The sequence below is a fragment of the Lichenibacterium dinghuense genome, from assembly GCF_021730615.1.
In the GTDB taxonomy this organism is placed as follows: Bacteria; Pseudomonadota; Alphaproteobacteria; order Rhizobiales; family Beijerinckiaceae; genus Lichenihabitans; species Lichenihabitans dinghuensis.
The window spans coordinates 4,795,310-4,821,129 of record NZ_JAJLMN010000001.1; the positions used below are offsets into that span (position 1 = coordinate 4,795,310).

The following is a 25,820-nucleotide window of genomic DNA, read 5'->3' on the forward strand; positions in this document are numbered from 1 at the left end:
AAGGTCTAACCGGGGTGCGCCTCGGCCAACACGTCGAGTTCCAGGCCGCCGCCGGCGCCGAGCACGAGGACCCGGGCGTCCTCTGGCGTGCCTTCGGCCAACAGCAGGCTCGTCATCCGGTGGAGGGCGTCGAAGCCCGGCACGTAACGGCGCGGCCCCTCCGCGTACTTCGCGACGGCCACGGGATCGTTGAAGGCGGCGACGAAATCCAGGGCGCCCGTTGCATCCTCAGGCGGCATCGGCATGTCTCTCCTCGTGGCTGACCCTACGCCCGTCTGGCGGGGCATGGAAGCCGGCGCTGAGCCGGCGGGCCGTGACGTCAGCCGACCGGGTCGACGATCTGTTCGACGAGGCCCGTTCGCGGCTCGCTCCGGGGTGTCATCACGCGCAGGCCGAGAGATTTCCCGCCTCACCGCAGCTCGCGCTCGAAGAACGCCAGCATCTCCCGCCACCCACGCTCTGCGGCGGCCTCGTCGTAGACGGGGAAGTCGGGGTTCATCCAGCCATGGGGGGCCGGGTAGGTTTCGGCCTGGAACGGGACGCCGGCCTCGCGCAGCGCCGTCTCCAGCCGCTCGGCCATCGCGGGCGGGTAGCTGGCATCGTTCGTCGCGGCCGCGATGTACAGGCTCGCGGCGAGCTGCGGCGCGTAGGTGTGCGGGCTGTCCGGCGCGTCGGTGGCGAGGTTGCCGCCGTGGAGGCTCGCGACGGCAGCGAACCGCTCCGGATGCGTCCCGGCGGCGGCGATGGCCATGCCGCCGCCCATGCAGAAGCCGACGGCGCCCACCTTCGATCCCTCCACGTCGCGGCGCGTGTCGAGGTAGGTGAGGACGGCACCGGCGTCCTGCGCGGCCTTCGCATTGCCGGTGGTCGCCATCAGGGGGCCGAGCACCGCGCGGAAGTCGCCCCGCAGCACCTCGACCGGGTCGAAGGGGCCGTAAGCGCCGTAGCGGTAGAAGAGGTCCGGCACGAGCACGAGATAGCCGGCGTCGGCCAGCCGCTGCGCCATGGCGAACACGGCCGGACGGATGCCGCCCGCGTCCATGAAGAAGATGATGGCGGGTGCGGTCTCATGCGCCTCGGCGGTGAACACGGAGGTCGGACAGCGACCGTCCGGGGTGGTGAGCACGACATCTTCACGCGGCATCGGGGCAGCCTCTAGAGCGAGCGGGTGCGGGGAGAGTGGCTGGCGGCGTCGTGGTCAAAGGAGCGACGGCCTTCATTTATATATGTAGATATGTATCCGTTAGCTGATGGCCGGGATGAGAGCAAGGACACATGGGCGAGGGTGAGAACGTCTTGAGGACGCCGGGGCACCTCGTTAGCCTCGCAGCCCGTGGGTTCGCGCGCCTGAGCGAGGCGAGGTTGAAGCCTCTCGGCTTCGGTGTCGGCCACCTGCCGGTCCTAGTCGCCCTGCGGGATGGAGACGCCAGCACGCAACGCGACTTGGCCCGCTTCGCGCGGATTGAGCAGCCGCCCATGGCGCAGATGCTCGGCCGAATGGAGCGGGACGGCCTCATCCGCCGGACACCGCATCCGAAGGACGGCCGCAGCCAGCGCGTGGCGCTGACGGCGGCGGCGCTCGCACGCCTGCCGGAGGCGATCGCCGTCCTGGTCCAGGGCAGCAGCGATGCACTAACCGGGTTCACCGAAGCCGAGGTCCAGGAGTTCATTGACCTACTCACGCGGCTCCTCGCCAACCTCGACCGCCTGACGGCGGCTCGCCCCTGACCGACGACGTGATGGCCGGCCGGAGCGGGTTGACGCCGCCTATTGCCGGTGTGGTTTGTGTGGTGGGCCTATACCCTGAGGTGACAAACCATGGCCCGCATCGGTTACGCCCGCGTCAGCACGCTCGACCAGGACCTCGACGGCCAGCTCGCCAAGCTCAAAGCCGAAGGTTGCGGGGTGATCCGCTCGGAGAAGGTGTCGGGTGGCAGCCGTGACGGCCGCACCGAGTTGGCGACCGTGCTGGAGTTTCTGCGCCCTGGCGATGAGCTGGTGGTGACCCGCCTCGACCGGCTCGGGCGCGACACCCGCGACGTCCTCAATTTGATCCATGAAGCCGAGCAGCGCGGCGCCTTCGTCACCGTGCTCGACCCGCACGTCTCGACGCGCGGCGAGATGGGCCACCTCGTCCTTACCGTCCTCGGCATGGTCGCCCAGATGGAGCGCCGCTTCATCCGGGAACGGCAGCGCGAGGGCATCGCGCGGGCAAAGAGCGAGGGCGCTTACGCCGGCGGCAAGCGGCGCCTCGACCGCGAGCGCATCAGGGCGCTGCACGCGGCTGGCAGCGGCCCCGCTGTCATCGCCCGGGAAGTCGGCTGCTCGCGCATGCAAGTTTATCGCGTGCTGCAAGAACGGTGAAGTTCTGAGGGTTGAGGAAGACCATCAGAGCAGGGCCGACTGAGGAGGGCGACTGCGACGCCTTCCCGCTGGGGCTTTGTCCCTCGTGCCTGTGATCCGTTTTAGTAGAGCACTCGCAGGTTCGTCAGCCGAGTCTTGCGGCACAAGCTCGCCCCGGAATGCCTGCGCGAGAACGGCCCGATCTAAGTGAGCGATGAGCTTGCGGGCGCTGGTGGCCTCGGCGGCGAGGCGGTCGATCCAAGCCAAAGCGGTCTCGATGCGGCTCAAAACCTTCGCCTGCTCGCGAAGCTGCGGCAAGGGAACTTTGATACGGTTTAACGCCGCCTGAGTTAGCTTCGGCTGTGCGGAGCCCGTGACATATGGCGAGAGATCTATCGAGTTGAGGAACCAAGCCAACCATGCATTCGAGCATGATACGTGAGCACGAAGAACATGCGCATGGTTGTTCACCCAAAACCGATCCTTGGCAAGGAAGGCTATGGGCGTACTTCTGGACAGAAGATTAGCTCCATCCTCTCCAATCAATACATACTCGCCATCAAACAAAAAATCATCTATACTATCAATTATTCCGGAAGCTCCATAATAAGGGTATGTGCCCCTCCGAGTTGCGCGCTCTGATGCGCGGATCGGAATCCTGCGACCATCCAAATTTTCAGCCGCTTCGGCAATCGTGACTATAGACCATGTTGGCTGCGGATTGTTGAATCGCCAATTTTCGGTCAGGTCGCCATTGAAAGCAGCTTTCAAGATTGCTTTCTTATACTTCTCGACCAGCCTCGCCACGTGGTCGAGCTGGTCGCGAGCTCGCTTCGATCTAGCCGATAAACTGTCAATCTTGGCGCCGATCCGGCGCTGTTCTCCGCTCGGCGGCAGGGGAAGGGATATGTTCTGGAGAGCCTCACGCGGCAGATGCTTAATCGTCGTGCCAGTGAAATGGTCCTGCAGCGTGCCGTCCCGAGCCATGAGCCAGAGATACCGAGCGAGCCAGTCCGGGCTAATGCCCTCTTCCGTACGTACACGCAGAATGGCTTTCTGGAACTTAAGATCGGTCGGGCCTGACCGCCACACCGCCGCTCGGCCCGGCTCGCCCCCCTCGCAAACAAGCACATCGCCATCGCGGATGGAGAACTTCGCCCGCTCCTCAAACGACATTGGCATAGTTAGAACGTGCGAGGTATCCATCTCGCCCCATCTTACGTTGATGTTGCGCAGATAGGGTGTAGGATCGCCCGAGTTCTTGGCTTTGTCGAGCATCTTTCCGAGTTGTATATCGGCGACAGCTTCAAACCGGGTGGTGGTCCAGCCTAGAGGTAGGTCACTCATTCCGCTGCCTCCGGCAGCATCGCAACCGGCTGCTCGTCGCTCTCCACCTCATCCGACAGCGCCTCGATGTCGGCGAGCGCGGCGCGCAGGTGCCCAATGATCGCCGCCGCGATGTCCTCAGGCTCAGTCAGCCCCTCCTCGGCGTCAGCCTCCGTGTCGCGCAGCCACGCAATGTCGAGGTTGTCGTTGCGCGCCGCGACCTGCTCGCGCGTGAAGCAGCGGAATCGACCAGCCTCGCCCTCGTCCCGGCGCACCGCCCCACCGTTCGGGTCATCGCCGTAGACGGCCTCGAAGGCTGCGAAGTCCGTCACGGTCAGCGGGCGTGTCTTGCCGTAGGCAGGCTGATCGGCGCGCAGGTCGTAGACCCACACAGCCTTCGTGCTGCCCCGGTCCGTCGTGCCGCGTCGCAAAAACAAGACGTTGGTTTTCACGCCCTGCGCGTAAAAGATGCCGGTCGGTAGGCGCAGGATCGTGTGCAGGTCGCATAGCTCCATGAGCCACGTCCGCAGTCGGCGGCCCGTGTTGTCCTCGAACAGCACATTATCGGGAACCACGACGGCTGCTCGGCCGCCGGGCTTCAACGCCCGCACGATGTGCTCGACGAAAGCTAGCTGCTTGTTCGAGGTGTCGGCTGTAACCGAGAAGTCCGTGCGCGTTGGCCGCCCGCCGCCCTTCTTCGTGCCGAAGGGCGGGTTTGACAGAATCAGGTCCGCGCTCTTCAGCCCTTCGCCGTCAGGCGAGAGCGTGTCGGCGCTCATCACCCCGCCCTCGATGCCGTGCAGCATCAGGTTCATGAGGCAGAGCCGATGCGTGTCGGGCACCAGCTCTGCGCCGTGGAACGCACCGTGGCGCTGGAAAAACTGCCGAGCTTCCGGCAACGTGTATAGATCGTCGGTAGCCGCCTTCACGTACTGGTCGGCCGCGACCAGGAAACCACCCGTGCCGGCGGCCGGGTCTTGCACTACTTCGCCCGCGCGGGGTCTCATGAGCCGGACGATGCAGTCGATGAGCGGACGCGGGGTGAAGTACTGCCCCGCTCCAGATTTCTTCTCGGCCGCATTCTTCTCAAGCAGACCCTCGTAGAGGTTACCGAGGCCCTCCTCGCGCGCCGAGTACCAGTCCAACCGGTCGATGGCGGACGTGAGCGCCTTCAAGTTCGTGGGCTTCCTCAGCCGGGTCTGAGCGTCAGCGAAGATCGCCCGCACGAGATCGTCGGCTGCCCGCGTCGGATCGCCGAGTTCGACCAACATCCTGCGGTAGGAAGTCAGTTGCTCTTCACCCTCGCGCCGGGCAAGATCGCCCCAGCGGCAGCCCTCGGGAAGCCGAGCCTCGCGCAGAGCTCCGTCTCCACCGCGCACCTCGGCCATCATCTTGAGGAAAAGCAGATAGGTCAGCTCCGTGACGTATTCGTTGTAGGTGATCCCGTCGTCGCGCAGCACGTGGCAGAGCGACCAGAGCTTGGCGACGATGTCGGTGGTGGTGGGGCTTTGTGGGCTGATCATCCGGCCTGCTTCCAGAGTTCCTCGTTGACGTCGGCGAGCACGCGCTCAAGCTCGCCGGAAAACACGCGGTTCAAGCGTGCGAACCCGCCGCCATCGGCTTGGAACTGACCCGAGTCGAGCGCGTCACGATCTACCACGATCTCGGCCGCGACCTGCTCACCGATGCGGCGCAGCCACTTGCGCTGCGGCTCCGTCCACGGCCGGCTCGCGAGGATGCGGTTCATGGCGGTCCGCACCCGGTCAGCATAGGGCACGAGCGGGTCTCCGAGGGCGGCCTGCCGCACAAAGCCGATAATCGATGCAGCGATTTCCTCGTTCTTGGCGTCAGTCCACGCCCGCTTGAGGCTGGCTTCCGAGAAGCCGCGTCCGTCGAGTTCGGCCCTCAGTTCCCGGAGCTGCGCGCGGGTCAGGTCACGCGGGCGCTGGACCACGACGGTGAGCGCCGCGATGGTGTTGACGTTGCCGCGCACGAAGGCGATGAACCCGTCCAGAAAGTCCTCGGGCCGTTGCTGGCCAGGTCCGTAACCGCGCGAGACCGCGACCACCGCGTCCGGGTGAGTCGAGATCGGCACCAGCACCGGCAGCCCGCCCTCGCCCTCACCATCGAGGACCGGGCCGAGCGCGGCGCTCTGGCGTGCCCAAGTCACTAAATCCTCGCCCGAAGCCCCGTGCAGGCGCGCCAACAGCGCCTCAGAGGCCTCGCCGGCCAGCGCCGCCACACGCTCGCGCGCGGCTTCGGGCAGGTGCTTGAGCCGGCGGCGCAGCTTGACGACCAGTTGACCCCGAATCGCATCGCGCTGCTCTTGTGTCTCAGCACGACCGAGTTCGGCGAGAAGCTGTTCGAAGGAAATCGCTGGGTTAACCACCACCGGCTTCATGTCGGTGAGGTCCTGAAGGTGGCGATAGAGGTCTACCGCGTCGAAAACGCGGAACGCCTCCTTGCCGATTTCGGGGCACAGCCGCGTCGCCCGCCCGATCATCTGGTCGTAGAGGATGCGCGAGTTCACCCGGCGCAGAAAAACGAGGTTGGTGATCGCCGGCACATCGACGCCGGTGGTGAGCAGGTCAACGGTGACGGCGATCTTCGGGCTGGCGTCGTTGCGGAAGGAACGGATAAGTTTCCTGACCTCGCGCGGGTTGTCGCTCGTCTTGGCCGTGATCTTCTTCACCGCTCCATCGTCGATCTCACCGTAGGCGTCGCGCATCGCGTCCTTGATGCAGGTGACGACGAGGTCGGCGTGCAGGTCGCTAGCGGCGAAGATCAGGGTCTTACCGGGCAGCGCCGGGTCGATGTGCCGGGTCAGTTCTTCGGCCACCGCCCGGTTGAACGGCTCGGTCACCACCGCGCGGTTAAACTGCTCCACCTCGAAGCGCAGCTCGTCCGGAGCGTGCGCGAGATCGATCTCCCCTGTCGTCGTGTTCAGAAGTTCGTACTGGTCGGCCTTGCCGAAATGGATGCCGGCGCGCGCGAGCGCGGTCTCGATCCTGATCGGCGGCTCGTGATCATTGAGGTAGCCATCGATCACCGCCGCCCGGTAGCCGTAGCGGAAGATTGGCTCGCCAAAGATCTCGGTCGTGTGCAACGCCGGCGTGGCGGTCAGGCCGATCTTGACCGCGTCGAAATGGTCGAGCACGCGCCGGTACTTCGAGACGTAGTCCTCCTGTCCCCGGAAGGTCAGCTCCGCCTCGGAGAGTTCGCGGTCAAGCAGGTAGCCGCGGTGGCACTCGTCCACGACGAGGAGGTCATACTGATCGACGGGCGGTATATCGGCCGGGTCGGTGGCCAGCAGGACGCGGCGCACGAGGCCCTGGATGGTGCAGATGTGCACCCGTGTGGAGTCATCAGGCTGGACGTCGCCGAGGCCCTTGAGTCCGAAAGTATCGGCGAAGGTCTTGGCTCCGACAACCTTGGTGGTCGAGAACTCGCCCTCGGTTTGGTCACCCAGCGCCGAGCGGTCCACCACGAAACAGACCCGCCGAAAGCGCTTGGCGGCGAGCAGACGATAAAGCAGCGCGATGGCGAGCTTGGTCTTGCCCGTACCCGTCGCCATAGCAACCAGCATCGCCCGCCGACCCTCGACGAGCGCCGCCTCGACGGCGTGAATGGCCGCGCGCTGGTAAGGGCGGAGCGCAAAGCCGAACTCCATCGGCTGATGGGCGAGCGCAGTGCTCGCAGCATCCTCGTCAACCTCAAGGCGGGAGACAAGCCCATCGGGAGTCGGCCAGTCGGTGAGCGCCCGGCGAAGATTGGTCGGCCGGCGCGTGTCGCGAAACCAGATGCCCGAGGCGGTCTCGAGTTGGCGCAGGTACGGTCGACCGTTGGCGGCGAAGACGAACGGGACGGCGAGCCCGTCACCCCACGGAGCGCCCGGCACGAGCGAGCTACCCTCGATGCCAGTGAGGCCCCGCGCATAGCCTTCCGCCTGATCGATGGCGGCAGAGACGGAACGACGCCGCCGTTTGGCTTCGACGAGGCTGACAAGGGTGGTCCCGACAAAGAAGGCGTAGTCGGCCGGCCCGTTGGCGGTCGGCCACTCCGCGATGGCAAGGTTGCGCCCCTTAACGGGCCGGGTGCCGGCACTATGACGCAGACTGCGGGTGTCGGCCTCCCAGCCCCGGTTGCGAAGCTGGGCGTCGATGAGCGTCCGAGTATCGGCCTCGTCTAGATCGATGTGCTGAGCGGCCGCCTCGGAGCGGGTGACAAGATCGAGGACCTCGGCGCGCGGGGCCTGCTCGGCCTGCGTCTGAAGCGACGCGAGACGAGCAGCGATTTCGACCTTGGCCGCCTCACTCTCCTGCGCCAACTGTTCCCAGAGCGCCCGCTCGACCGCCTCGCGGGCTAAACGCTCGGATAACGACTCGCGCTCGCGGGCTTCGGCGTTGGCGCGCTGCTGGGCGAGAGCTACCTCGCCCTCACTGTCGGTGAGACGTTGTTGCAGGGCCGCGATCTCGGCCCTCAGCGTGGCAGTTGCGTCTACCGGCTCGGGTGGGGGCACGAAAACGCCGGCGCGGAAGTTCGGCTCTTTGGCGTAGGCACGATGAAACCAGATGCCGAGTTCGCGGGCAAATTTCAGGGCTGAGAGCGCCTCGGCATGGCCACCCTTCGCCTCGTGCGCGGCGGCGTTGCCGACCTTGCGCAGGACATGGAAGACGCTGGCGACCTCGCGAGGGATGATCCGCTCGTAAGCGAGGCGCCGCAGTAGATCGTCGAGGCCCTCGCGCTCGCCGAGGTAGACCGCGTGATGGGCGGCGATCAGCTTGGCAAGAATTTCCGCGAACTGGCGCAACTTGAAGAGCGCCGTCGAGGGATCATCGCGGAAGTAGCGCTCGGCCAACCCGCCGAGGCGCACGAGGTTGAGGTCGTGCGGGCGCAGGAAATCGAAGTTCGCCGTCGCAACCGCTTCCACGCTCGCTCCCATCAGCGGACCGCCCCTTGAGCTTGACGTTAAAGCCGAGCGACGCGATCCGCAACGCGAACGGGTGTACCCCCTGTCGCGCCGAGCAGCAGGTTGAGGCCGAAAACGGCCCAACGCTGCAAGTGGCGGCGCTGGAAGGCGACGAGCGACGGAAGCAGGAACAGCGACCAGAGTGCAGCGACTCCGGTTGCCAGACAGATAAGGAAGGCGATCTTGGTCGTTAGCACGCCGCGCCCGACTGCGCTGCTGTCGATTCCCTACGACTATCTTACCGGCACCGGACCCACTTCGAGGCTGCTCCCTCCCGCGTCAGCGTGAGCTCATCGCGGGTCAGCATGTAAGTCGCCGTGCTGAGGATCTCGGGCGGGTCGAGCCCGTCGACGGTGTGCGAGCTGTCGATCTGCCACGAGCCGGGGCCAACCCGGCGCACGGCGTTGGCCCGCTCCGGAAACTCGAACTCGCGATTGCCCGTCCGCCCCGCGGGCGCGATCACCATGACGGCGTGCTCATCGTAGTCCTCGCCGTTCCGCCCCGGATCACGGCAGGCCCGGCGGTCGTCGAACCAGCGCCCGGCCAACTCGCGCGGGAACGCGGCCTGCGGATCGCGATAGGCGAGGCTGGACGACACCTCGGGGTCCGCTCCGGGGCAGAGCGCGTTGAAGGCGCTCTCTAGCGGCTCGAAGATCGGGGCGGTCGCGGTCAGGTCGGAGCCGTAACCGAGGTCGCGGAAGGCCCAGTGGTGATCCGGGTCGAGATCCTGGTCGGGCGGGCCTTGGTCCACCTTCTCGACGAGCTGGTAGCGACCGCCGCCGAAGCTGAGCAGCCGTCGCCCGCAGTCGGCGGCGAACCGCCGCGTCGTGGCCGGCGCCTGCGCCGCACAAATCTCAAGGTCGACCCGAGTGCCCGCATCCTGCAACCGCTGACAGAAGGCGATCTGCTCCTGCCGGGTCACCTGGAAGTCGCCGACGGCCTCGCGCGTGCCCTGGCCCGCCAGCCGCACTGCGGCGAGATTCGGCCCCTTCAGGTTGAGGACCGTCAGGTCGGCGAGGCGCCGGGTGTAGCGCAGGGGCGGCGCGAGCGCGACCGCGCCGAAGGCGTCGGCGCTGACCCAGCCCTTCTTCAGGACCGGGTGGGTGACGGGCACGAGCCGGGCCGGACCGCCCGCGGCGGGCAGCTCGGCTGGCGTGAGCGGGTTGCCCCGCAGCAGGCGGCGACAGCCCGCCTCCATCAACACCTCCGTCCGGCTCGCTTCACCCGCCGGCAGGGCCAGCAGGCGCTCCTCCGTGGCTCGATCCGGGCAGAACAGGGCCGGCGCACTCGTCACACAGGTGTCGCCCGGCTTGCACCAGCCCCGGTCGAAGGGCGTCGGCCGGGAGGGGATAGCGACGGCAGAGAGATCCGCACGGGCGACGAAATAGCTCGGCCGATAGTCTGTGCCGCTGCCGAACAGGATCCCGATCGGCTCCACGTCCGATGCCCCCTGGACGACTTCACCGGTGTTGCCCGCCTCGACCGTGATACAGCCTGCGCCGCCTTTCGCCTCGGTGGTCGGCAACGTCAGGGCTCCCGGCTTGGGGCAGGCCCAAGCCGGCGCGCCCGAGCGCACGGCGCAGAAGGCGACATCCTGACAGCTCGTCAGGGTCGCGCTGCCCGCGGGCGCGAAGACATCAACCGGCAGGTAGCCGAGGTGCTTCCCCGCGTTCGTCAGGTAGAGCACCCGCGCGGACTGCGTCGCCTCGGCTTTGACCGGCAGCCCAGCGGGTGCGATCTGACAGCTCCTTGCGTGCACGAGAGTGAGGCCCAGGTCGCGCCCGGCGGCCGGCCCGGCCGCGGCGATGCGTTCGGCCGAGGCATAATCACAGGCGAAGATCGGGTCCGGGTAGGTGCAGGTCTGACCGGCCGTGCAGGGCGAACCGGCCGAGCCGGACGGTGCGGTGCTGGTCACCACCTGGGCCGCCGCCGGAGCGCTGAGCGACGCGAGCGTGAGGCTAGCGCCGCCCAGCACGGCTACGAGAAAGAGCGGCCCACAGCGCCCCCGGCGGCCGGGCGCGCGATCGGGCTGAGGCGGGCGATCGATGCGTGTGGCCCGCATCAGAAATCCTTTCGCAGATTTTTCGCGGTGGGGTCGATCTTCTCGTAGTCGTCGCGCAGCCCCGTCACCGCCGACCGGCAGATCGCCCGCCCCTCTGCCGTGTACTCGCCCCGCGCCACAGCCTGCTGGCCGGGGTCCATCCGGACGATGAGATTGCGCTGCACCTCCCCGTTCAGGCGGTTGGCGGTCGCCCAGCGTTCGTCCTTGTCGAGGCCGGGAGTCTGCTTCAGCAGCTCGTCCTCGATTGCCTTCACCTGCGCCTTCGCGGCGTCGAGCTCCGCCGGCGTCACGTAGACGGCGGCGAAACTGCTGCGGCTGTCGAAGCAGCGGCGCACCGCGATGTAGTCCCGATAGGCGCCGACGAGCCGTCCCCCGGGCTGGTCCGCGTCGGGCGGCGGCGTCATGAGCTGTTTCAGGGCCTCCGCCCACGGATTCGGCTCTCCAGTTTGACTGGCGCCGGGAACGGGCGGGGTCGGCACGCTGTGGGCAAAGAAGTTGGCCCGCGCCTTCGCTTCCTCGTCCCCCGCCGGGTGGAGCAAGGCGTCTCGCGCTCGGCGCGCCTCCTCGAAAGCGGCGTTCCTATCGGGCAACGGATGCGGCACCTCGACCGGGGCGGCACGCCGTCGACCTTCTTCCTCCGCCTCCTGCCGCTCGGCAGCCGCGACTTGCGCGGCGACTCGCGCATCCTCTCTTCGCTGGCGGTCCTGCTCCGCTTGCCGGTCCCGCTCGGCCGCGGCCTCGATATCCTGCTGACGTCGGAGCGTGGCTGCCTGCTGTGCCGCGGCGTAGCGAGAGCTGTCCGTGCCTTGCCGGTCCATCTCGGCGATAAGGGCACCGAGGCGCGGGAAGCAGAGCGCGATCGTGCTCCTGTCCACCGCGCCGATCGCGCGCTGGTTGGCGAGGTAGTCGCCCGAGGGCAGCTCCCGTCGCAAGGCGCTCCCGAGTTCGCGCCCGACGACGGTGACAGCCGAGGCCGCGCCGAGCGTGGCGACCTGCGGTTCGAGCCGCCTCACCAACCCGACGGCAGCTCTCTGGGCCGGCCCGCTCTGAAAGACGGGTGGGCACGTCATCGACGCCGAAGGACCATCGGATGGGACCGGCTGCGCGCGCCCGGTCACGGCGACCATGCCGGCGAGTGCCGAACCGATCAGGGAAGTAGTGCAGAGATGCCGCGCTCTGGTGGACGCGCTCATGCGCCCGCTCCGTCGGCCAGCACCCGCGCCTTCATGGCGGCGAACTCGGCCTCGGTCAGGCTGCCGCTCGCCCGCAACTGTGCCAGTCGCTCGATCTCGGCCAGCACGTCGCGCCGGGCGGGCGGGGCCACGGCGCCGACACCAGGGGCACCGAGGGGCGGAGCCGGCACCAAGCTCGGCACGACGGCCGCCCCGTACTGGTTCGGGCCGGGCGTACCGGCTTGGCAGGCCCAGATCAGCAGCACGACGAGGCCGACGAGCGGGATGATGTTGAGGAGCAGGAACCAGCCCGCGTGGTCGGTGTCGTGGAGGCGCCGCACCGCGACTGCGAGGCTGGGCAGCACGTGGGCGAGCACGACCAGCCCGGCGAACAGGTGCGAGCGGCTCTCTGGCCCGCTGACGAAGGCGGCGTCGACGACGAGGGCAACGAACACCACAACCACCATAAAGACCGTGAACTGCCAGAACTCCGCCCGCGAGGCTCGCCCGCGGAAGGTGGCGTAGCTCCTCATCGCACTCAGGTAGCCGTTCATCGCTGGGTCCTTCTGGCTAGACGTGCTCACGGGCAAATTTCCTGACGCGAGGACGCCAGGAGGTAATACCTAGCGTATGCGCGATGGTTTTGGCGAGCCAGCACACGTGCCTGAGAGGCATGAACGGAAGGGTGCGTCTCGCTTGGAATGTCCGCCACCTGCGCGTCGCGCGAGGTTTGTCTCAGGAGGCTCTTGCGGTCGATGCAGGAGTTGCGGCCCCCTACCTGTCGAATATTGAGCAGGCCAGAGTAAACCCAACCATAGATGTCTTGGACCGGTTGGCAGGTGCGCTCGGTGTCGAAGTAGACACTCTTCTTCGCGCGCACGATCAGAGTGATGATCCACCTCGCCCCCTGCGAGCCGGCCGCAAGTCTGGTCGGCCGGCGCCGCGTGTCGACTAGCGGTGAGACTTGCCCAGTCATGTTCCGGACTGACCGCGATCTCTGGCTAAATCGGATCGGGGCGCTCACCTAGAGGCTGTTATGAACCATGGACGATGGCTCTACTGGAGCCATTTTCGGATGATCGGCAGGAGACTTGCGATGAGCGTGGCTCAGCCACGGTCGAGCAAGTCGACGCACCGAGGGCCGAAAATGGCCCAGCCCCTACGGGGTTGCGGTGTGACGGCCGCCTGGTGCGTCGAAGCTTTTGCCAGTACGGACGTACTGGCTGCAAGCTCCTCCTGCCATCCGGCTCGTCACGCCGCAATAGAGCCGTCGTCCATGGTTCATAACAGCCTCTAGCACTACTTTGGTATTTCGCGGAACGCGATAGGGCCTTTGCGGATTCCACGCCGGGATGTGCCGGTGCGGGGTGGGCGTCATGGGCGATGGAGGAAACTGGCGGGCGGATCTGGATTGCTGGCTGGAGCCGTTCCTGGCGGAACTGAACCACGCGGCGCGGCGGACAATGTGCCCGCATTACATCGCCGGGCTGATCGGGCTGGGCGAGCGCAAAAGCATGCAGCCTATGGCGGCGCGCCAGGACGGGCTCAGCTACGACCGGCTGCAGCACTTCATCTCGGTCGGGCGCTGGGACGATGCTCCGCTCGCCCGCACGCTTCTGGCCGAGGCGGACCGCATGGTGGGCGGGCGCGACGCCGTGCTGGTGATCGACGATACGTCGCTGCCCAAGAAGGGACGGCACTCGGTCGGTGTAGCGCCGCAGTACCTGTCGACGCAGGGCAAAACCGGCAACTGCCAAGCGATGGTGTCGCTCACCTTGGCGCGGCGCGAGGTGCCGGTGCTGCTCGGGCTGCGGCTGTTTCTGCCCACGACATGGACCGACGACGCGACCCGCATGGCCCGGGCGGGCGTGCCCGAGGCGGCGCGGGCGCCGCGCACCAAGCCTGAGATCGCGCTGGGCGAGGTGGACCGCGTCAGGGCCGCAGGGGTGCGCTTCGGCCTTGTGCTGGCCGACGCGGGCTACGGCTGCAGCGCGACGTTCCGGGCGGGACTGAGCGCGCGAGGGCTCGCCTGGGCAGTCGGCGTGCCGTCCAACGTCAAAGTCTATCCGGCCGACGTGAAACTGCTGCCGGCCGAGCCGAAGCCGGGGCGCCCGTCTGACTTCCTGCTCCCGACACGGCGTCGGAACCGGCCGAAGCCGTGCTGGGGCGGGCCAGGTGGTGTTCGGTGACATGGCGCTCGGGCACCAAGGGACGGCTGAAGGCGCGCTTTGCCGCCGCGCGGGTGCGCGTCGCGGACGGCCCCACGCGGCGCATCGGCGGCAAGGCGAACCAGCACCTGCCCGGCGACGAGGAGGTGTGGTTGGTAGGCGAGCATCGCGCCTCGGGCGAGCGGAAGTTCTACCTGTCGAACCTGCCGCCGAAGGCCAGCCTGCGTCGCCTGGCGAGTGCCATCAAGGCGCGCTGGGTGTGCGAACAGGCGCACCAGCAGGTGAAGGAGGAACTGGGCCTCGACCATTTTGAAGGCCGGTCCTGGACGGGGCTGCACCGACACGCGCTGATGACCATGCTGGCCTACGCGTTCCTGCAGCACCGACGGCTCGCCCGAGCGGGGCGGGGAAAAAAAGCTGAAGGCGGGCCTGCCACCGCCTCAGCCGACCCTTCCGGCCGTACGCCGGGCCATGCTGGACAGCCTGGGCCGGCACCTCACGCGATGCCCGCATTGCGATCGGCTCCTCAACCGCGCATCATCGAGTTGAACGTGCCAAAGTAGTGCTAGGATCTCCGCTTCCAAGATGCGGCGTAACCCGCACGAGCACCTCCCACGCGCTCATCACCACCGCCACGGTGCGCAGGTCGAAGCCGTGTTTCGTCAACGCGGACGAGGTGAGCAGCCGCAGGAGCGCAGCGGCGAGGTCGGGCGCCGCTGCCATGAGGCGCGCATCGGCAAGGCGCTGGATGCCGGTCGCGAGGTGCAGCGGGCAGTCGCCCGCCGCCATCAACCGGTTCTGGCGAATGAGGTAGGGCCAACCGCCGGGCCGGTCCTCGGTCGCCGGCTCGACCCCGAGCATCGCTTCGCCAGCCGAAGCACCCTCGCCTGCCTCGCCCCGGACGAGCCAAGGACCGGCGGTCGGGATGTCGGCCGCCCGCAGTCGCGGCGCGGCCACCTCAGTACTCCTCGGCAAGCATGAGGGTCAGCACGCGCACCGTAACGGCCGGGTCGGCCGCATCGGGCGAGTGCAGGCGTAGCGAGCGGTCGTAGGGGTCGATCTTCCAGAACGCGCGCACCTCGCCAATGTCGACGACGCCGAAATCGTGCTCGCCGTAGGGATCATTGTCAGCGTCAAACCGATCGAAGGTCCGCACCGCCGCGATGACCTCGGCCCGCACGCGGTCGGGCAGCGCACCGACCCCGGCCGTCAGGGTGACGCGCCCGCCGGTGAAGCTCTGGCGGAAGGCATCGTTCAGGCGCCGGATCGCGACCGTGTGCTCGGATTCCATGCTGCTCTCGGCCGCCTCAAGCTGAAGATTGTTCATGTTTTGTTCTCACTTCAGGGTGGCGGCGATGGCGGGCGGCAGCAGGGCGAGGTGCTCGCGGTGCCGGACGATGGGCGGCTCGCCGGCATAGCCCTCCCCCACCCAGCGCAGTTGCAGCAGCGCCGGCCCTTTCAGGGCCGTGACCTCGGCGAGGTACCAGACCTCGGGTTGGTTTTCCTCGGCCGCGAGGCACCGGTGCCCGACGGTCAGCGCATCGCGGTCGGCGGGCGGCGTCGCTGGGCCGGGGGCGGCCTTCTCAACAGCCGGCTTGCCGTCACTCGCCTTTTGCGTCGGACGGCCGCCCCCGGCCTTGCGCGGGCCCGTGGCGGGCGCCTCGGCTTCGGACGGCCGAGCCGGCGTGAAGGCGCCGGGTGTCGCGGCGAGTTGGTCGAAGAGCGCGCCCTTGACGAACGGCACGAAGGCCCGCCCGCTCTCGAACACCCGCCCGGCCGCCAACTTGGCGCCGAGCTCCCGATGCTCGCTCGTTTCGAGCCGCAGCACCTGCATGCCCATCAGCCCGGCCGCCAGCTCGGCCAGGGTGGCGTCCTTCGCTTCGAAGCGCGAAGCGTGCGGCTTGCCGCCCTCGTCGCGGCCGAAGACGGCGAGGGCGCAGGCCGGAGGCGCGGCGCCGGGCTCGGGGTTGGCACTGGCTATGTTGTCGTTCATGGCTGACATCCAGATGTGCGAAAGGCCCCGGGTGGGGCCTTGAGGGTGGGCGGACGGAGCGATCGGTCGGCGGCGCGAGCCGGGGTTGACGGGTGGTGGCTGGCTCATGCTCGGCACTCGACCGCGGGGGTGAAAGTCGCAGGTCAACGCCTGCAACCATTGTCGGTATATACTATCTTTAGTTGCATGTCAAGCCAGGGTTGCAGAGCGCAGCGCAACCCGGTCGCAATCTGGGCCAGTCGGGCAGAAGCGCAGGCGGCAGGGGTGACAGTCGTCGACCCGGTTGCCGTTGCACACATCCAGGCCCCCCGTGGCACAGAAAGCCCAGATCGAATGCTGGATCCAGCGCGGGAATGAGCGGGGCCACGCCGGATTGAAGTGCCGAGCGTCGACCGCATCGGCGAGGGCGCGCAGGAGGTCGGCGCACCCGCCCGGAGCATAGCAGGCCGGTCCGTAGGCGTGCTTGGCGCCGCAGCGATGGAGCGTGCCCGTCCGATGTAGGAAGTTGTGGACGAGGCTGTCGACCGCCACCATCCCGGCTCCAGCCGCGACCCACCGCTCGCGGTCAGGGTCGCCGGCGAGCAGCAATTCGGCCAGGGCCATGCTGGCGAGCTTGCGCCCGATGCCCGTCACGGCCGCCAGGGGCTCGCTGACGGCGATCCCGAGCGCGGTACTGCGGTCGGGCGCCCCCCGCCCAAGATCGGCCTCGGCGAGCCGCGCATCGAGCCAGCCGACGAGGTCGCCACCGCACACGTCGCGAAAGAACAGCGCGAGGTGGAAGGCGCTCTGGTTCAATCCGCCTTTTCGTAGTGGAGGGCGTGGCAGCGGGCAGCGTAGCAGGTGTCCAGGTTCGGCGCAGGTGCCGAGGCCCTTGCGATAGCCGCAGCCGCGATCGGCGGCGAAGTCCCAGTAGCTGCGCAGGCGCGGGCATGAGGGCCGGGTGCGGAGGGCGCCGTCGACCTCGGCCCAGCGTGCCCCACCATGGCGCTCGTCCCAGCCAAAGGCGACATCATCGCTGATACCCTGTAGAGCAACGAGGCCGATCAGCCAGTCGTAGATCGGCCCCGGGTCGTGCCGGGCCACCGCGTCTTGCACCCCGGCCTCGGCGAGCCGCGCCGCGATCTCCTCGACGAAGTTGGTGGGCGCGAGGTGCAGGGCGGGGGCGACGACGCGGGCCAGATGCGCGAGGCCGCTGGAGTTCACACGGGCGAGGGTAGGTGCGGGGCGGGGCATCGCTGGCCCCGTAGCACCCCGGCGTTTAGGCGCGTCAAGACCGCAAGCGGCGGTGGCCGCTGTCGACCCAGGCTGGTCGTTCAGAGGCGATGCGCTCGCTCTCGAAAGCGGACATCGCATTCGAGTCCCCCAACCGAGTCCGATCGAGGGCGCCCCCAGTTGGCTGTGGCTCGAGTCGAGGCCCCCTGTAACCGCAGAGTCCTCGCGCTGTTGCGGGCCATCCACCCAGGATCGACGTTCAGGGATGGTCTTTCAACGACAGCCTTTGATGCGCCATCATTCGTTTCGAGGCTTGCGCAGTCGCTGACGCCTGTTTTAAGCGGAATCGGGTGATCGGCGCAGGACGAGGTCATGTGGTCCGCCGCGCCGCCATCTCGGTCGCAAGCAGCACGGCGTTGAGGGAAGCGCCGACATCCGCGACACCTCGGCCAGCGATCTCGTAGGCTGTGCCGTGCGCCGGTGTCGTGATGGGGAAAGCGAAGCCACCGAGCAGAGTCACGCCACGGTCGAAACCCATCAGCTTCATCGCGATCTGTCCTTGATCGTGGTACATCGTGAGCACAGCGTCGAACAGCCCGGCCCGGGCGCGCAGGAAGACCGTGTCGGAGGGAAAAGGTCCTTCGACTGCGATTCCGTCGGCCCGCCGCGCCCGCTCGACCGCCGGCGCGATGACGTCGATCTCCTCACGGCCGAAGTTGCCGCCGTCACCGGCATGAGGATTGAGCGCCGCGACGGCGATACGTGGGGCCGAGAAGCCTGCGGCGCGCATCGACGATGCCGTGAGGCGAATGCCCCGCAGGACGGACCCCTCCGTGACCTGCGCCGCCACCTCGGACAGTGGGAGGTGGGACGTGACCCGCGCGTTCCACAAACGTCCGAGCACGTTGAACTCGCTCACGGGCCCCGCGTGCCCGAGCACCGCCGCCGTGTGCACGGCATCGTCGCCATAGGACGGCTCCGCGAGCTTCATCGCCGCTTTGTTGAAGGGCGTGTAGCAGACGGCATCGACGTGTCCGGCCGCGGCGAGGCCGAGGGCGAGCCGATAGTTCGCCAGCGCGAAGGCACCGCCCTCGCGCGCCGCCGTCCCGCGGCGGATCGCGGCCGGATCCAGCCGCCCGCCCCCGAGCAGGGCAGAATGTCCGGGGGCAGTCGGCGCTGCCGGGTTCTCCACCTCCTCGATGTCGAGGACGAGGCCGGCGACTGCCGCGCCGTCCTCGAGTACGCGGCGGTCGCCGATCACCACGATCCGGGCGGCCTCCCGCAGATCGTCCCGCGCCAGGAGCCTGGCGGTCAGCTCGGGGCTGATCCCCGCCGGGTCGCCCATCGCCAGGGCGACGACGGGACGTTGCGACGATCGCGTCACGGCACCCTCTGCAGGTGAGCCGCCGCTCATGCGTTGGGAATCCAGCGGCGCACGAAGGCGAGGCTGTCCCGCACGGCGGCCTCGATGACCCCGAGCGGCACCGGCTCGGAAGCGCGGATCGGCTTGGCATCCGGCCCGCGATGGAGGCGCAGCGGCAGTTCCACCGCGAAAGGCAGGTCGGGACGCTCCGCCAGGGCCGGCATGATGGCGCCGCAGTCGATGTCCCCCTGTCCGGGTACGGCGAAGTGCCAGCCATCGGCCTCGCGGCGCACGTCCTTCAGATGGAAATGTGCGCAGCCCGGCAGCGCCGCAACGGCATCCGCCGCCGCGTCGATCCGGCCCGGGCGGTGGGAGGCGGTGTTGCCTAGGTCGTAGTTGAGGCGCACCGACGGAAGGTCGAGCTCGCGCAGCAGCGCGAGGCCCTCGGCGGCATCGTTCATCAGGTTGTCCTCGCCGTTGCCGGGGTTCTCGAGGCCGATGACGAGGCCGAGCGCCGCCGCATATTCGGCGAGCGGACCGATGTTGGCGCGGAACCGGGATGCCCGGCTGCGATGGGCCGCGTTGGTGTTGATCACGCGGGCGCCGAGCGCCACGGCGAAGTCCATGCGGCCCTTGAACACCGCCACGGCGTCGTCGCGCCCGAGGTCGATGTGGGACGAGACGGCATGGCACCCGAGGCCGCTCGCGTCGATGGCGGCACGGGCGGAGCGCGCCTGCGCGGCGCCGAAGCTCGCCTCGTCGAAAGGCTCCGTATAGCCGACGATGTAGGCCGGCTCCACATGGCGCGCCCCGCAGGCCGCGAGGCTGTCGCAGACCTGCGCGAAGGGATAGCCATCGTAGGGCGCGGCCGAGATCGAGACCGGCCTCATGGGGCGTCCTCCAGACGCGCCCTCAGCCCGTCGGCGAGGGTGCGGAGCAGGAGTTCGGCCGAGGCCGCCCCCGCGTCGAGGTGGCCGCGCGAGCGCTCGCCGAGCCGGGCCGCGCGCCCGAGCCGGGCCACCATGCCGCGCGTGGCTTCGAGGCCCTCGGCCGCGGCCGCCTTCAGGGCGTCGAGGCAGGCCGCGAAGCTCTCGCCCCGCCCGGCCGCCGCGTCGAAAGCCTCCGAGGCCGGCTGCAGCACGTCGACCAGCGTCTTGTCGCCGGGCTTCGCGTCGCCGAGCCCCTGCACGGCGTCGAGCCCCGCCCGCAGCATGGCGCCGCAGCGCGGGCGATTGAGGCGCTCCGCACCGGCGAGGCTCTCCGCCATGTCGGTGAAGAAGGTTCCGTAGAGCGGCCCCATCGAGCCGCCGATGTCGCCGAGCAGCGTGTCGCCGAGCGTCGACAGGCCGGCCGCGAGGTCGAAGGCGCCGAGCGCCTCCAGCTTCGCGGCCGCCAGCCGGAAGCCCTTGGCCATATTGACGCCGTGGTCGCCATCGCCCGTGGCGCCGTCGATCGCGCTCAACCGCTCCTTGTCGCGGATGATCGCCGCGGCGAGGTCGAGCACGACCGGCCCGGCCGACTCGAGGTTCACCGTCCCCATCACCAGCCCTCCGGCAGCGTGAGGCCGATCGACGTGCAGGGTGTCTCCATCAGGCGCTCCAGTTCCGCGTCCATCCGCATCAGCGTGAGTGAGACGCCGCTCATCTCGAGCGAGGTGAAGTAGTTGCCGACCAGCCGGCGCACCGGCGTGATGCCGCGCCCCCTGAGCAGGGCGTCGACGCGGCCGTAGAGCAGGTACAGCTCCATCAGGGGCGTGGCGCCGAGGCCCGAGATCAGCACCGTCACGGCGTCGCCGGCGCGGAACGGCAGGTCGGCGACGATGCGGTCCACCATCAGCTCGGCCATCTCGGACGCGCGGGCCATGGGCAGCACGGCGACACCCGGCTCGCCGTGGTGGCCGATGCCGACCTCCATGGAGCCGTCGGGGATTGAGAAGTTCGGCTTGCCAGCGGCCGGGATCGTGCAGGCCGACAGGCCGATGCCGATCGACCGCGTGTTGTCCAGCGCGTGCTGAGCCGCGGCCACCACCTCGTCGAGCGTGCCGCCCTCGGCGGCCCGGGCCCCGCCGACCTTCCACATCAGGATCTCGCCCGCGACGCCGCGGCGTTTGTCCCGGTTCTCCGAGGACGCCGAGGCGACGTCGTCATCGGCCACGGCGGTCTTGACCGTGATTCCGTCCTTGGCGGCGAGCTTCACCGCCATCTTCACGTTCATGTTGTCGCCGGCGTAGTTGCCGTAGAGGCAGGCGACGCCGTGGCCCCGGTCGGCCGCCCGGAAGGCGGCGTGGAAGCTCTTGGCCGTGGGCGAGGCGAAGATCTCACCGATCGCCGCGGCGTCGACGAGCCCCGGCCCGACATAGCCCACGAAGGCGGGTTCGTGGCCCGAGCCGCCGCCCGTCACCACGCCGACGCGCGGCTCGGCCTCGCCGGAGCGGCGCACCACGCGCGGATGGTCCGTCGCGGCGAGGAGGTCGGGCCGGGCCAGCAGAGCGCCGCGGAGGAAGTCCTCCGCCACCTCCTCGGGATCGTCGATCACGCGGTTCATGGGATCTCTCCTCGAGAAGGGTCGATGGAAAGCGGCCCGCCGAAGCCGGCCGCCGCCGGGTCAGGGGAGGAAGCCGGTGGAGAACCACGGCACGGCGGCGAGCAGAAGCAGCGTGACCGTGAGCACGCCGAGGTAGGGCCAGATCTTCTTGAGCGCCACGTCCGGGTGCACCCGGCCGATGGTGCAGGCCGTATAGTAGCCGAGCCCGAAGGGCGGCGCGAAGAGGCCGATGCCCATCGCGAGGATGACAACCACGGCGTAGTGCACCTCGTTGACGCCGATCTGCCGCGCGATGGGGAACAGCAGCGGGCCGAACAGCACCATGGCGGGGATGCCCTCCAGCACGGAGCCCAGCACGATGAAGGCCGCGACCGAGATGGCGAGAAACCCCCACTGCCCGCCCGGCACGGAGCCCATGGCGCGGGCCAGCGCGTCCGAGAAGCCCGACTGCGTCAGCGCCCAGGCCATGGAGGTCGCGGCGCCGATGATGAACAGGATCGCGCCCGACAGCGTCGCGGTCTCGACCAGCATGGGGTAGAGCCGCCGCCAGTCGAGCTGCCGGTAGACCAGGACGCCGACGACGAGGCAGTAGGCGATGCCGATCGTCGACACCTCGGTCGCGGTGGCGACGCCCTCGACCACGGCGGTGCGGATCAGCACGGGCAGCACCAGGGCCGGCAGGCCGGCCAGGAAGGCGCGGCCCACAACGGACAGGGGGGCCTGCTCGGTCGGGGCCTCCCGGGTCCGCCCCCGCGCGAGCACCGCCAGGGCCAGGGCCAGCACGATGCCGGGAAGCAGCCCGCCGGTGAACAGGGCCGAGATGGACACCCCCGTGACCGACGCGATGGCGATGAGCACCAGCGAGGGCGGGATCGTCTCCGCCATGGCGCCGGAAGCGGCGAGCAGCGACACCATCTCGCCCTCGTCGAGGCCGCGGCGCTTCATCTCGGGGAACAGCACGGGCGCCACCGCGGCCATGTCGGCCGCCTTGGAGCCCGAGATGCCGGATACGAGCAGCATGCCGCCGAGCAGCACATAGGAGAGGCCGCCGCGCACGTGGCCGATCAGCGCCGCCAGGAAGGCCACCATGGCGCGGGCCATGCCGGTGGCCTCGACGAGCAGGCCGAGCAGCACGAAGAGCGGCACGGCGAGCAGGATCAGCGAGCTCATGCCCTCGTCGAGCCGCCCCACCACCACGGCGAGCGGCGTGGAGGTGGTGGTGAGCAGGTAGGCCACGGTGCTGAGGCCGAACGCGAAGGCGATCGGCACGCCGAGCAGCACGCCGGCACCCACCAGCGCCACGAAGAACACGAGGAGGTTCCAGTTGCCGAGCCCGGCGAGGGCCGGGGCGGCGGCCCAGAGCCCGCCGGCCAGGCACGCGAGCACCAGGGCGGCCAGGGCCACCTCGCGCCAGCCCTGGCGCAGCAGCCTCAGCGCCGCGAGGAGCAGCATCAGCCCGATCCCGGCCAGCATCGCATAGGCGCGGATCGAGCCCGGCCAACTCAGGGCCGGCGTCTCGATGAAGCTCTGGTCCTCGACGTAGTCCCGGGCGGGGCCCACCAGCAGGGCGAGGAAGACGAGCGGCACGCCGACCGAGAGGGCTTCGAGCCGACGCTGCCAGGTGACCGTCATCATCGCCGTCACGGTGGACAGGCGCATATGGCTGCCGCGACTGAGCGCGATGGCGGCACCGATCATGGCGAGCCACAGGAACAGCAGCGAGGCGAGCTCGTCGCTCCACACGAGAGGGCGGTCGAAGACGAAGCGCGACGCGACCCCGACCAGCAGGATGAACACCTCGGCCACGACCAGCAGGGCCGCGAAGCCTTCGAGGCCGAAGGCGATCAGGCGCTCGACGAAGAGCACCGGCGAGCGGCCTCCGCCCGAAGCCGTCACGTCGCTCGCGAGGGCGGCCATCAGGTGAGCTTGCCCGTGGTGCCTTCCAGCACCTTCCAGGCCTCGTCGCCGAACTTGGCCAGCCAGTCCTTGTAGTAGCTCGAGCCCTTGAGGACGTCGCGGAAAGCCCCGCTGTCGACGTCGTGGATGGCGAGGCCTTTGGCGGCGAGATCCTGGCGCAGGCTGTCGCTGAGCCTGACGACGTCCTGGCGCTCCTGCTGGCCCGAGGCGGCGAGCTCGCGCTGAACGATCTCCTTGAGATCAGCCGGCAGCCGCTCCCAGGCGCGGCGATTGCCGAGGATCTGGTAACCGTCCCAGACGTGGCTCGTCATGCTCAGCGACTTCTGCACCTCGTAGAGCTTCGTCGTGGCGATGATGGCGAGCGGGTTCTCCTGTCCGTCCACGATCTTGGTCTGCAGCGCGGAATAGAGCTCGTTAAAGTTGATCGGCGTCGGCGAGGCGCCGAGCCCTTGGAACAGCGATGTCAGGATGGGGGCCGGGGGCACCCGAATCTTGAAGCCCTTGAGGTCGGCCGGCGCGAGGATGTCCCGCGTCGAGGAGGTGATCTGGCGGAAGCCGTTGTTCCACAGCGGCGTGACCGACACGAGGCCGACCTTGGCGATCTGTCCGGCGATGTACTGGCCCAGCGGGCCGTCGACAGCCTTCCAGACGTCGTCATAGTTCTTGAAGGCGAAGCCGACGTTGACGAGGCCCGCCGCCGGCACGAGCGTGTTGAGGATGGAGGTGGCGAGGTTGAAGAATTCGACGCCGCCCGAACGCACCTGGCTCAGGAGGTCGGTATCCGAGCCGAGCTGGTTCGCCGGGAACAGCCTCATGTCGAGCCGGCCGCCGGACGCCTCGCGGATGCGGTTCAGAGCCTCGCCGGCCCGCTGGTTCACGGGGTGGCTCGGGTCCTGGCCTGTCGCGAACTTGTAACTGAATTCGGCCGCCGAACCCCGGCGCGATATCAGCGTGATCATCGGCAGCGAAGCGGCGCCCGCCAGCAGCGTGCGGCGGGTCAGCAAAGGCAGCGTTTCACGAGTCGTCATGGTGTGTGTCCTCCCCCGTTTCGATCCATGGCCTCGGCCGTATCGGCCCCGGCGCTCTCAGGCGCCGTTCAGGCCGTCGTAGGTTCGTATGATCTGGCTGTCGTCGGCCTTGCCGTTTCCCTGGCCGGACGTCGACAGGAAGAGCTGGTGGGCCAGGGCCGCGAGCGGCAGCGCCGCCTTGGCGTCCCGGCCCGCTTCGAGCACGATGCCGAGGTCCTTCACGAAGATGTCTACCGTGCTCGTGACGACGGGCGCCGCCTCCAGCATGCGCGGGCCGCGGTCCTTCAGCATCCAGCTCGACCCCGCCGAGCCCGACACGATGTCGAGCATCACGGCTTTGTCGACGCCGACCTTGGCGGCGAGCGCCAGGGCCTCGGCGGCGGCCGCGATATGGACGCCGCAGAGGAGCTGGTTCACGGCCTTCACCACCGAGCCCTGTCCGGGCCGGGTGCCGACGTGGACCACCTTGGAGCCGAGCGCGTCGAGCACCGGCGCGACCGCGGCGACGTGTTCGGCCGGCGCCGCCGCCATGATGGTGAGGGAGGCCGCCGTCGCCCCCGCGACGCCGCCCGACACCGGCGCGTCGACCAGCACGCGGCCCGCGTCGGCGACGCGGCCTGCGAGCTCCTCGACGACGCCCGGCGGGCAGGTCGCCATCAGGATCACGGCCGCGCCGGGGGGCAGGGCGTCGAGCGCGCCCGCCTCGAACAGCACCGCACGGGCCTGACCGGCATCGACGACCATCAGCACGAGAGCCTCGGCGCCCGACGCCGCTTCAGCGGCCGACGTGACGGGCTCGCCGCCCGCCGCCGCAAGAGCGTCGCGGGCCGCCTGAGCGACGTCGAAGCCCCGCACCCGGAAGCCGCGCTTCACGAGGTTCGCCGCCATGGGCCGACCCATGGCGCCGAGCCCGACGAAGCCGATCTTTCCGAAGCGTGGGCGGTCAGCCATGGATCAGCATGCCCCCGTTCACGTCGATGGCGGTCCCGGTGAGGTAGGAGGACAGGTCGGAGGCGAGGAACAGGCAGGCGCCGGCCACGTCCGCGGCGTCGCCGAGCCGGTTCAGGGGGATGCCCTTGAGAATCTCGGTCCGCATCGCGTCGGTGAGCTTGCCGGCGGTGATGTCCGTCTGGATCAGACCGGGCGTGATCGAGTTGACGCGGATATTGTCGGGGCCGAACTCCCGCGCCATGGCCTTGGCGAGGCCGAGCACGCCCGCCTTGGCGGCGGAATAATGTGGGCCGCCGAAGATGCCCCCGCCGCGCTGCGCCGAGACCGACGACATGCAGATGATCGAGCCGGAATGCCGCTCCCTCATGAAGGGGATCACGGCCTGGCTGAGATAGAGCGTGCCGCGCAGGCTGACGTCCGTCACGGCCTCGTAGTTCTCGGGCGTGATGTCGAGGAAGCGGATCGGCTGCGTGATGCCGGCATTGTTGACCAGCACGTCGATGGCGCCAAGGGCCTCCGCCGCGGCCTCGGCGGCGGCGAGGCAGGCGCCCCGGTCGGTGACGTCGCAGCGGAGCCCGACGTGGCCCGATCCCGGCAGCGACGCCGCGGCTTCGCGCGACGCCCCCTGGTCGAGATCGAGGATGGCCACGCGGGCGCCGTGCTCGGCGAAGAGGCGCGCCGTGCAGCGCCCGATGCCCCGCGCGCTCGCGGCACCCGAGATGACGGCGGTTTTATCTGAAAGAAGCACGTTGGATTTCCCTTGAAGCCCTGT

The 25,820-nt window shown here is 68.9% G+C and carries 24 protein-coding genes and 1 pseudogene; 4 read left to right on the plus strand and 21 right to left on the minus strand.

Going from position 1 to position 25,820, the window contains the following annotated elements; all coding sequences use genetic code 11:
* Positions 1-5 precede the first annotated feature (5 nt).
* Complete coding sequence (locus tag L7N97_RS30365; protein ID WP_309242838.1) at positions 6-245, minus strand: hypothetical protein; 240 nt, start codon at positions 243-245, stop codon at positions 6-8.
* Between the two features lie 164 nt (positions 246-409).
* Positions 410-1,144, minus strand: a complete 735-nt coding sequence (locus tag L7N97_RS23025; protein ID WP_237480591.1) for a dienelactone hydrolase family protein — start codon at positions 1,142-1,144, stop codon at positions 410-412.
* A 131-nt stretch (positions 1,145-1,275) separates the two neighbouring features.
* Between L7N97_RS23025 and L7N97_RS23030 the strand changes: the two genes are divergently transcribed.
* The gene (locus L7N97_RS23030) at positions 1,276-1,728 is read left to right on the plus strand and encodes a MarR family winged helix-turn-helix transcriptional regulator (RefSeq protein WP_237480592.1); all 453 of its coding nucleotides are present in this window, start codon (positions 1,276-1,278) and stop codon (positions 1,726-1,728) included.
* A 90-nt stretch (positions 1,729-1,818) separates the two neighbouring features.
* A complete protein-coding gene (locus tag L7N97_RS23035) occupies positions 1,819-2,364 on the plus strand; it encodes a recombinase family protein (RefSeq protein WP_237480593.1) in 546 nt (181 codons plus the stop codon).
* A gap of 24 nt (positions 2,365-2,388) precedes the next feature.
* On the opposite strand, the gene L7N97_RS23040 is transcribed toward L7N97_RS23035, so the two are convergent.
* The 7 genes from L7N97_RS23040 to L7N97_RS23065 are packed head-to-tail and all read right to left on the minus strand — an operon-like array spanning position 2,389 to position 12,456.
* Entirely contained in the window at positions 2,389-3,690 is a 1,302-nt protein-coding gene (locus tag L7N97_RS23040; RefSeq protein WP_237480594.1) for a restriction endonuclease subunit S, read from the minus strand.
* Complete coding sequence (locus L7N97_RS23045; protein WP_237480595.1) at positions 3,687-5,192, minus strand: class I SAM-dependent DNA methyltransferase; 1,506 nt, start codon at positions 5,190-5,192, stop codon at positions 3,687-3,689. The genes L7N97_RS23040 and L7N97_RS23045 overlap by 4 nt, the downstream gene beginning before the upstream one ends.
* Positions 5,189-8,599 carry a type I restriction-modification system endonuclease gene (gene hsdR / locus L7N97_RS23050; RefSeq protein WP_237480596.1) on the minus strand — a complete coding sequence of 1,137 codons (3,411 nt, stop codon included), beginning with the start codon at positions 8,597-8,599 and terminating at the stop codon, positions 5,189-5,191. Before hsdR ends, L7N97_RS23045 begins: the two co-directional genes overlap by 4 nt.
* A 38-nt stretch (positions 8,600-8,637) precedes the next feature.
* A complete protein-coding gene (locus L7N97_RS30600) occupies positions 8,638-8,835 on the minus strand; it encodes a superinfection immunity protein (RefSeq protein WP_428981020.1) in 198 nt (65 codons plus the stop codon).
* 41 nt (positions 8,836-8,876) lie between these two features.
* Positions 8,877-10,700: a hypothetical protein gene (locus L7N97_RS23055; RefSeq protein WP_237480597.1), complete on the minus strand. Its 1,824-nt coding sequence runs from the start codon at positions 10,698-10,700 to the stop codon at positions 8,877-8,879.
* Positions 10,700-11,893 (minus strand): hypothetical protein, encoded by a 1,194-nt coding sequence (locus L7N97_RS23060; protein WP_237480598.1) that lies wholly within the window; start codon positions 11,891-11,893, stop codon positions 10,700-10,702. The genes L7N97_RS23055 and L7N97_RS23060 overlap by 1 nt, the downstream gene beginning before the upstream one ends.
* Positions 11,890-12,456, minus strand: coding sequence for a DUF805 domain-containing protein (locus tag L7N97_RS23065; RefSeq protein WP_237480599.1), 567 nt, complete (start codon positions 12,454-12,456; stop codon positions 11,890-11,892). The genes L7N97_RS23060 and L7N97_RS23065 overlap by 4 nt, the downstream gene beginning before the upstream one ends.
* A gap of 89 nt (positions 12,457-12,545) precedes the next feature.
* On the opposite strand from L7N97_RS23065, the gene L7N97_RS23070 reads away from it, so the two are divergent.
* Positions 12,546-12,827 carry a helix-turn-helix domain-containing protein gene (locus L7N97_RS23070; RefSeq protein WP_237480600.1) on the plus strand — a complete coding sequence of 94 codons (282 nt, stop codon included), beginning with the start codon at positions 12,546-12,548 and terminating at the stop codon, positions 12,825-12,827.
* Positions 12,828-13,248: 421 nt separating this feature from the next.
* Positions 13,249-14,603 (plus strand): annotated as a pseudogene (locus L7N97_RS23075) (IS701 family transposase).
* Here the strand turns inward: L7N97_RS23075 and L7N97_RS23080 are convergent.
* The 12 genes from L7N97_RS23080 to L7N97_RS23135 all read right to left on the minus strand — a co-directional run bounded on the left by L7N97_RS23080 (position 14,578) and on the right by L7N97_RS23135 (position 25,796).
* Positions 14,578-14,997, minus strand: a complete 420-nt coding sequence (locus tag L7N97_RS23080) for a hypothetical protein (protein WP_237480601.1) — start codon at positions 14,995-14,997, stop codon at positions 14,578-14,580. The pseudogene L7N97_RS23075 and the gene L7N97_RS23080 overlap by 26 nt on opposite strands.
* Before the next feature lies 1 nt (position 14,998).
* Complete coding sequence (locus L7N97_RS23085; protein WP_237480602.1) at positions 14,999-15,367, minus strand: DUF3768 domain-containing protein; 369 nt, start codon at positions 15,365-15,367, stop codon at positions 14,999-15,001.
* Positions 15,368-15,376: 9 nt separating this feature from the next.
* Positions 15,377-16,033: a hypothetical protein gene (locus tag L7N97_RS23090; RefSeq protein ID WP_237480603.1), complete on the minus strand. Its 657-nt coding sequence runs from the start codon at positions 16,031-16,033 to the stop codon at positions 15,377-15,379.
* 189 nt (positions 16,034-16,222) lie between these two features.
* Positions 16,223-17,236 (minus strand): hypothetical protein, encoded by a 1,014-nt coding sequence (locus L7N97_RS23095; protein ID WP_237480604.1) that lies wholly within the window; start codon positions 17,234-17,236, stop codon positions 16,223-16,225.
* Positions 17,237-17,615: 379 nt separating this feature from the next.
* Positions 17,616-18,659, minus strand: coding sequence for a 4-hydroxythreonine-4-phosphate dehydrogenase PdxA (locus tag L7N97_RS23100; protein ID WP_428981021.1), 1,044 nt, complete (start codon positions 18,657-18,659; stop codon positions 17,616-17,618).
* Complete coding sequence (locus tag L7N97_RS23105) at positions 18,656-19,498, minus strand: sugar phosphate isomerase/epimerase family protein (RefSeq protein ID WP_237480605.1); 843 nt, start codon at positions 19,496-19,498, stop codon at positions 18,656-18,658. Before L7N97_RS23105 ends, L7N97_RS23100 begins: the two co-directional genes overlap by 4 nt.
* Positions 19,495-20,148, minus strand: coding sequence for a dihydroxyacetone kinase subunit DhaL (gene dhaL, locus L7N97_RS23110; protein ID WP_237480606.1), 654 nt, complete (start codon positions 20,146-20,148; stop codon positions 19,495-19,497). The genes L7N97_RS23105 and dhaL overlap by 4 nt, the downstream gene beginning before the upstream one ends.
* Complete coding sequence (locus tag L7N97_RS23115) at positions 20,148-21,152, minus strand: dihydroxyacetone kinase subunit DhaK (RefSeq protein ID WP_237480607.1); 1,005 nt, start codon at positions 21,150-21,152, stop codon at positions 20,148-20,150. The genes dhaL and L7N97_RS23115 overlap by 1 nt, the downstream gene beginning before the upstream one ends.
* A gap of 60 nt (positions 21,153-21,212) precedes the next feature.
* On the minus strand, positions 21,213-23,069 hold the full coding sequence (locus tag L7N97_RS23120) for a TRAP transporter large permease (RefSeq protein WP_237480608.1): 1,857 nt from the start codon (positions 23,067-23,069) through the stop codon (positions 21,213-21,215).
* The gene (locus tag L7N97_RS23125; protein WP_237480609.1) at positions 23,069-24,097 is read right to left on the minus strand and encodes a TRAP transporter substrate-binding protein; all 1,029 of its coding nucleotides are present in this window, start codon (positions 24,095-24,097) and stop codon (positions 23,069-23,071) included. Before L7N97_RS23125 ends, L7N97_RS23120 begins: the two co-directional genes overlap by 1 nt.
* A gap of 57 nt (positions 24,098-24,154) precedes the next feature.
* Positions 24,155-25,048, minus strand: coding sequence for an NAD(P)-dependent oxidoreductase (locus L7N97_RS23130; protein WP_237480610.1), 894 nt, complete (start codon positions 25,046-25,048; stop codon positions 24,155-24,157).
* Positions 25,041-25,796: an SDR family NAD(P)-dependent oxidoreductase gene (locus L7N97_RS23135; RefSeq protein ID WP_237480611.1), complete on the minus strand. Its 756-nt coding sequence runs from the start codon at positions 25,794-25,796 to the stop codon at positions 25,041-25,043. Before L7N97_RS23135 ends, L7N97_RS23130 begins: the two co-directional genes overlap by 8 nt.
* Between the last annotated feature and the right edge of the window lie 24 nt (positions 25,797-25,820).

Coding starts and splice junctions, on each gene's coding strand:
- L7N97_RS30365 (WP_309242838.1), bottom strand. CDS start 245: ATGCCGATGCCGCCTGAGGATGCAACGGGCGCCCTGGATTTCGTCGCC.
- L7N97_RS23025 (WP_237480591.1), bottom strand. CDS start 1,144: ATGCCGCGTGAAGATGTCGTGCTCACCACCCCGGACGGTCGCTGTCCG.
- L7N97_RS23030 (WP_237480592.1), top strand. CDS start 1,276: ATGGGCGAGGGTGAGAACGTCTTGAGGACGCCGGGGCACCTCGTTAGC.
- L7N97_RS23035 (WP_237480593.1), top strand. CDS start 1,819: ATGGCCCGCATCGGTTACGCCCGCGTCAGCACGCTCGACCAGGACCTC.
- L7N97_RS23040 (WP_237480594.1), bottom strand. CDS start 3,690: ATGAGTGACCTACCTCTAGGCTGGACCACCACCCGGTTTGAAGCTGTC.
- L7N97_RS23045 (WP_237480595.1), bottom strand. CDS start 5,192: ATGATCAGCCCACAAAGCCCCACCACCACCGACATCGTCGCCAAGCTC.
- L7N97_RS23055 (WP_237480597.1), bottom strand. CDS start 10,700: ATGCGGGCCACACGCATCGATCGCCCGCCTCAGCCCGATCGCGCGCCC.
- L7N97_RS23060 (WP_237480598.1), bottom strand. CDS start 11,893: ATGAGCGCGTCCACCAGAGCGCGGCATCTCTGCACTACTTCCCTGATC.
- L7N97_RS23070 (WP_237480600.1), top strand. CDS start 12,546: ATGAACGGAAGGGTGCGTCTCGCTTGGAATGTCCGCCACCTGCGCGTC.
- L7N97_RS23085 (WP_237480602.1), bottom strand. CDS start 15,367: ATGAACAATCTTCAGCTTGAGGCGGCCGAGAGCAGCATGGAATCCGAG.
- L7N97_RS23090 (WP_237480603.1), bottom strand. CDS start 16,033: ATGAACGACAACATAGCCAGTGCCAACCCCGAGCCCGGCGCCGCGCCT.
- L7N97_RS23100 (WP_428981021.1), bottom strand. CDS start 18,659: ATGAGCGGCGGCTCACCTGCAGAGGGTGCCGTGACGCGATCGTCGCAA.
- L7N97_RS23105 (WP_237480605.1), bottom strand. CDS start 19,498: ATGAGGCCGGTCTCGATCTCGGCCGCGCCCTACGATGGCTATCCCTTC.
- dhaL (WP_237480606.1), bottom strand. CDS start 20,148: ATGGGGACGGTGAACCTCGAGTCGGCCGGGCCGGTCGTGCTCGACCTC.
- L7N97_RS23115 (WP_237480607.1), bottom strand. CDS start 21,152: ATGAACCGCGTGATCGACGATCCCGAGGAGGTGGCGGAGGACTTCCTC.
- L7N97_RS23120 (WP_237480608.1), bottom strand. CDS start 23,069: ATGGCCGCCCTCGCGAGCGACGTGACGGCTTCGGGCGGAGGCCGCTCG.
- L7N97_RS23125 (WP_237480609.1), bottom strand. CDS start 24,097: ATGACGACTCGTGAAACGCTGCCTTTGCTGACCCGCCGCACGCTGCTG.
- L7N97_RS23130 (WP_237480610.1), bottom strand. CDS start 25,048: ATGGCTGACCGCCCACGCTTCGGAAAGATCGGCTTCGTCGGGCTCGGC.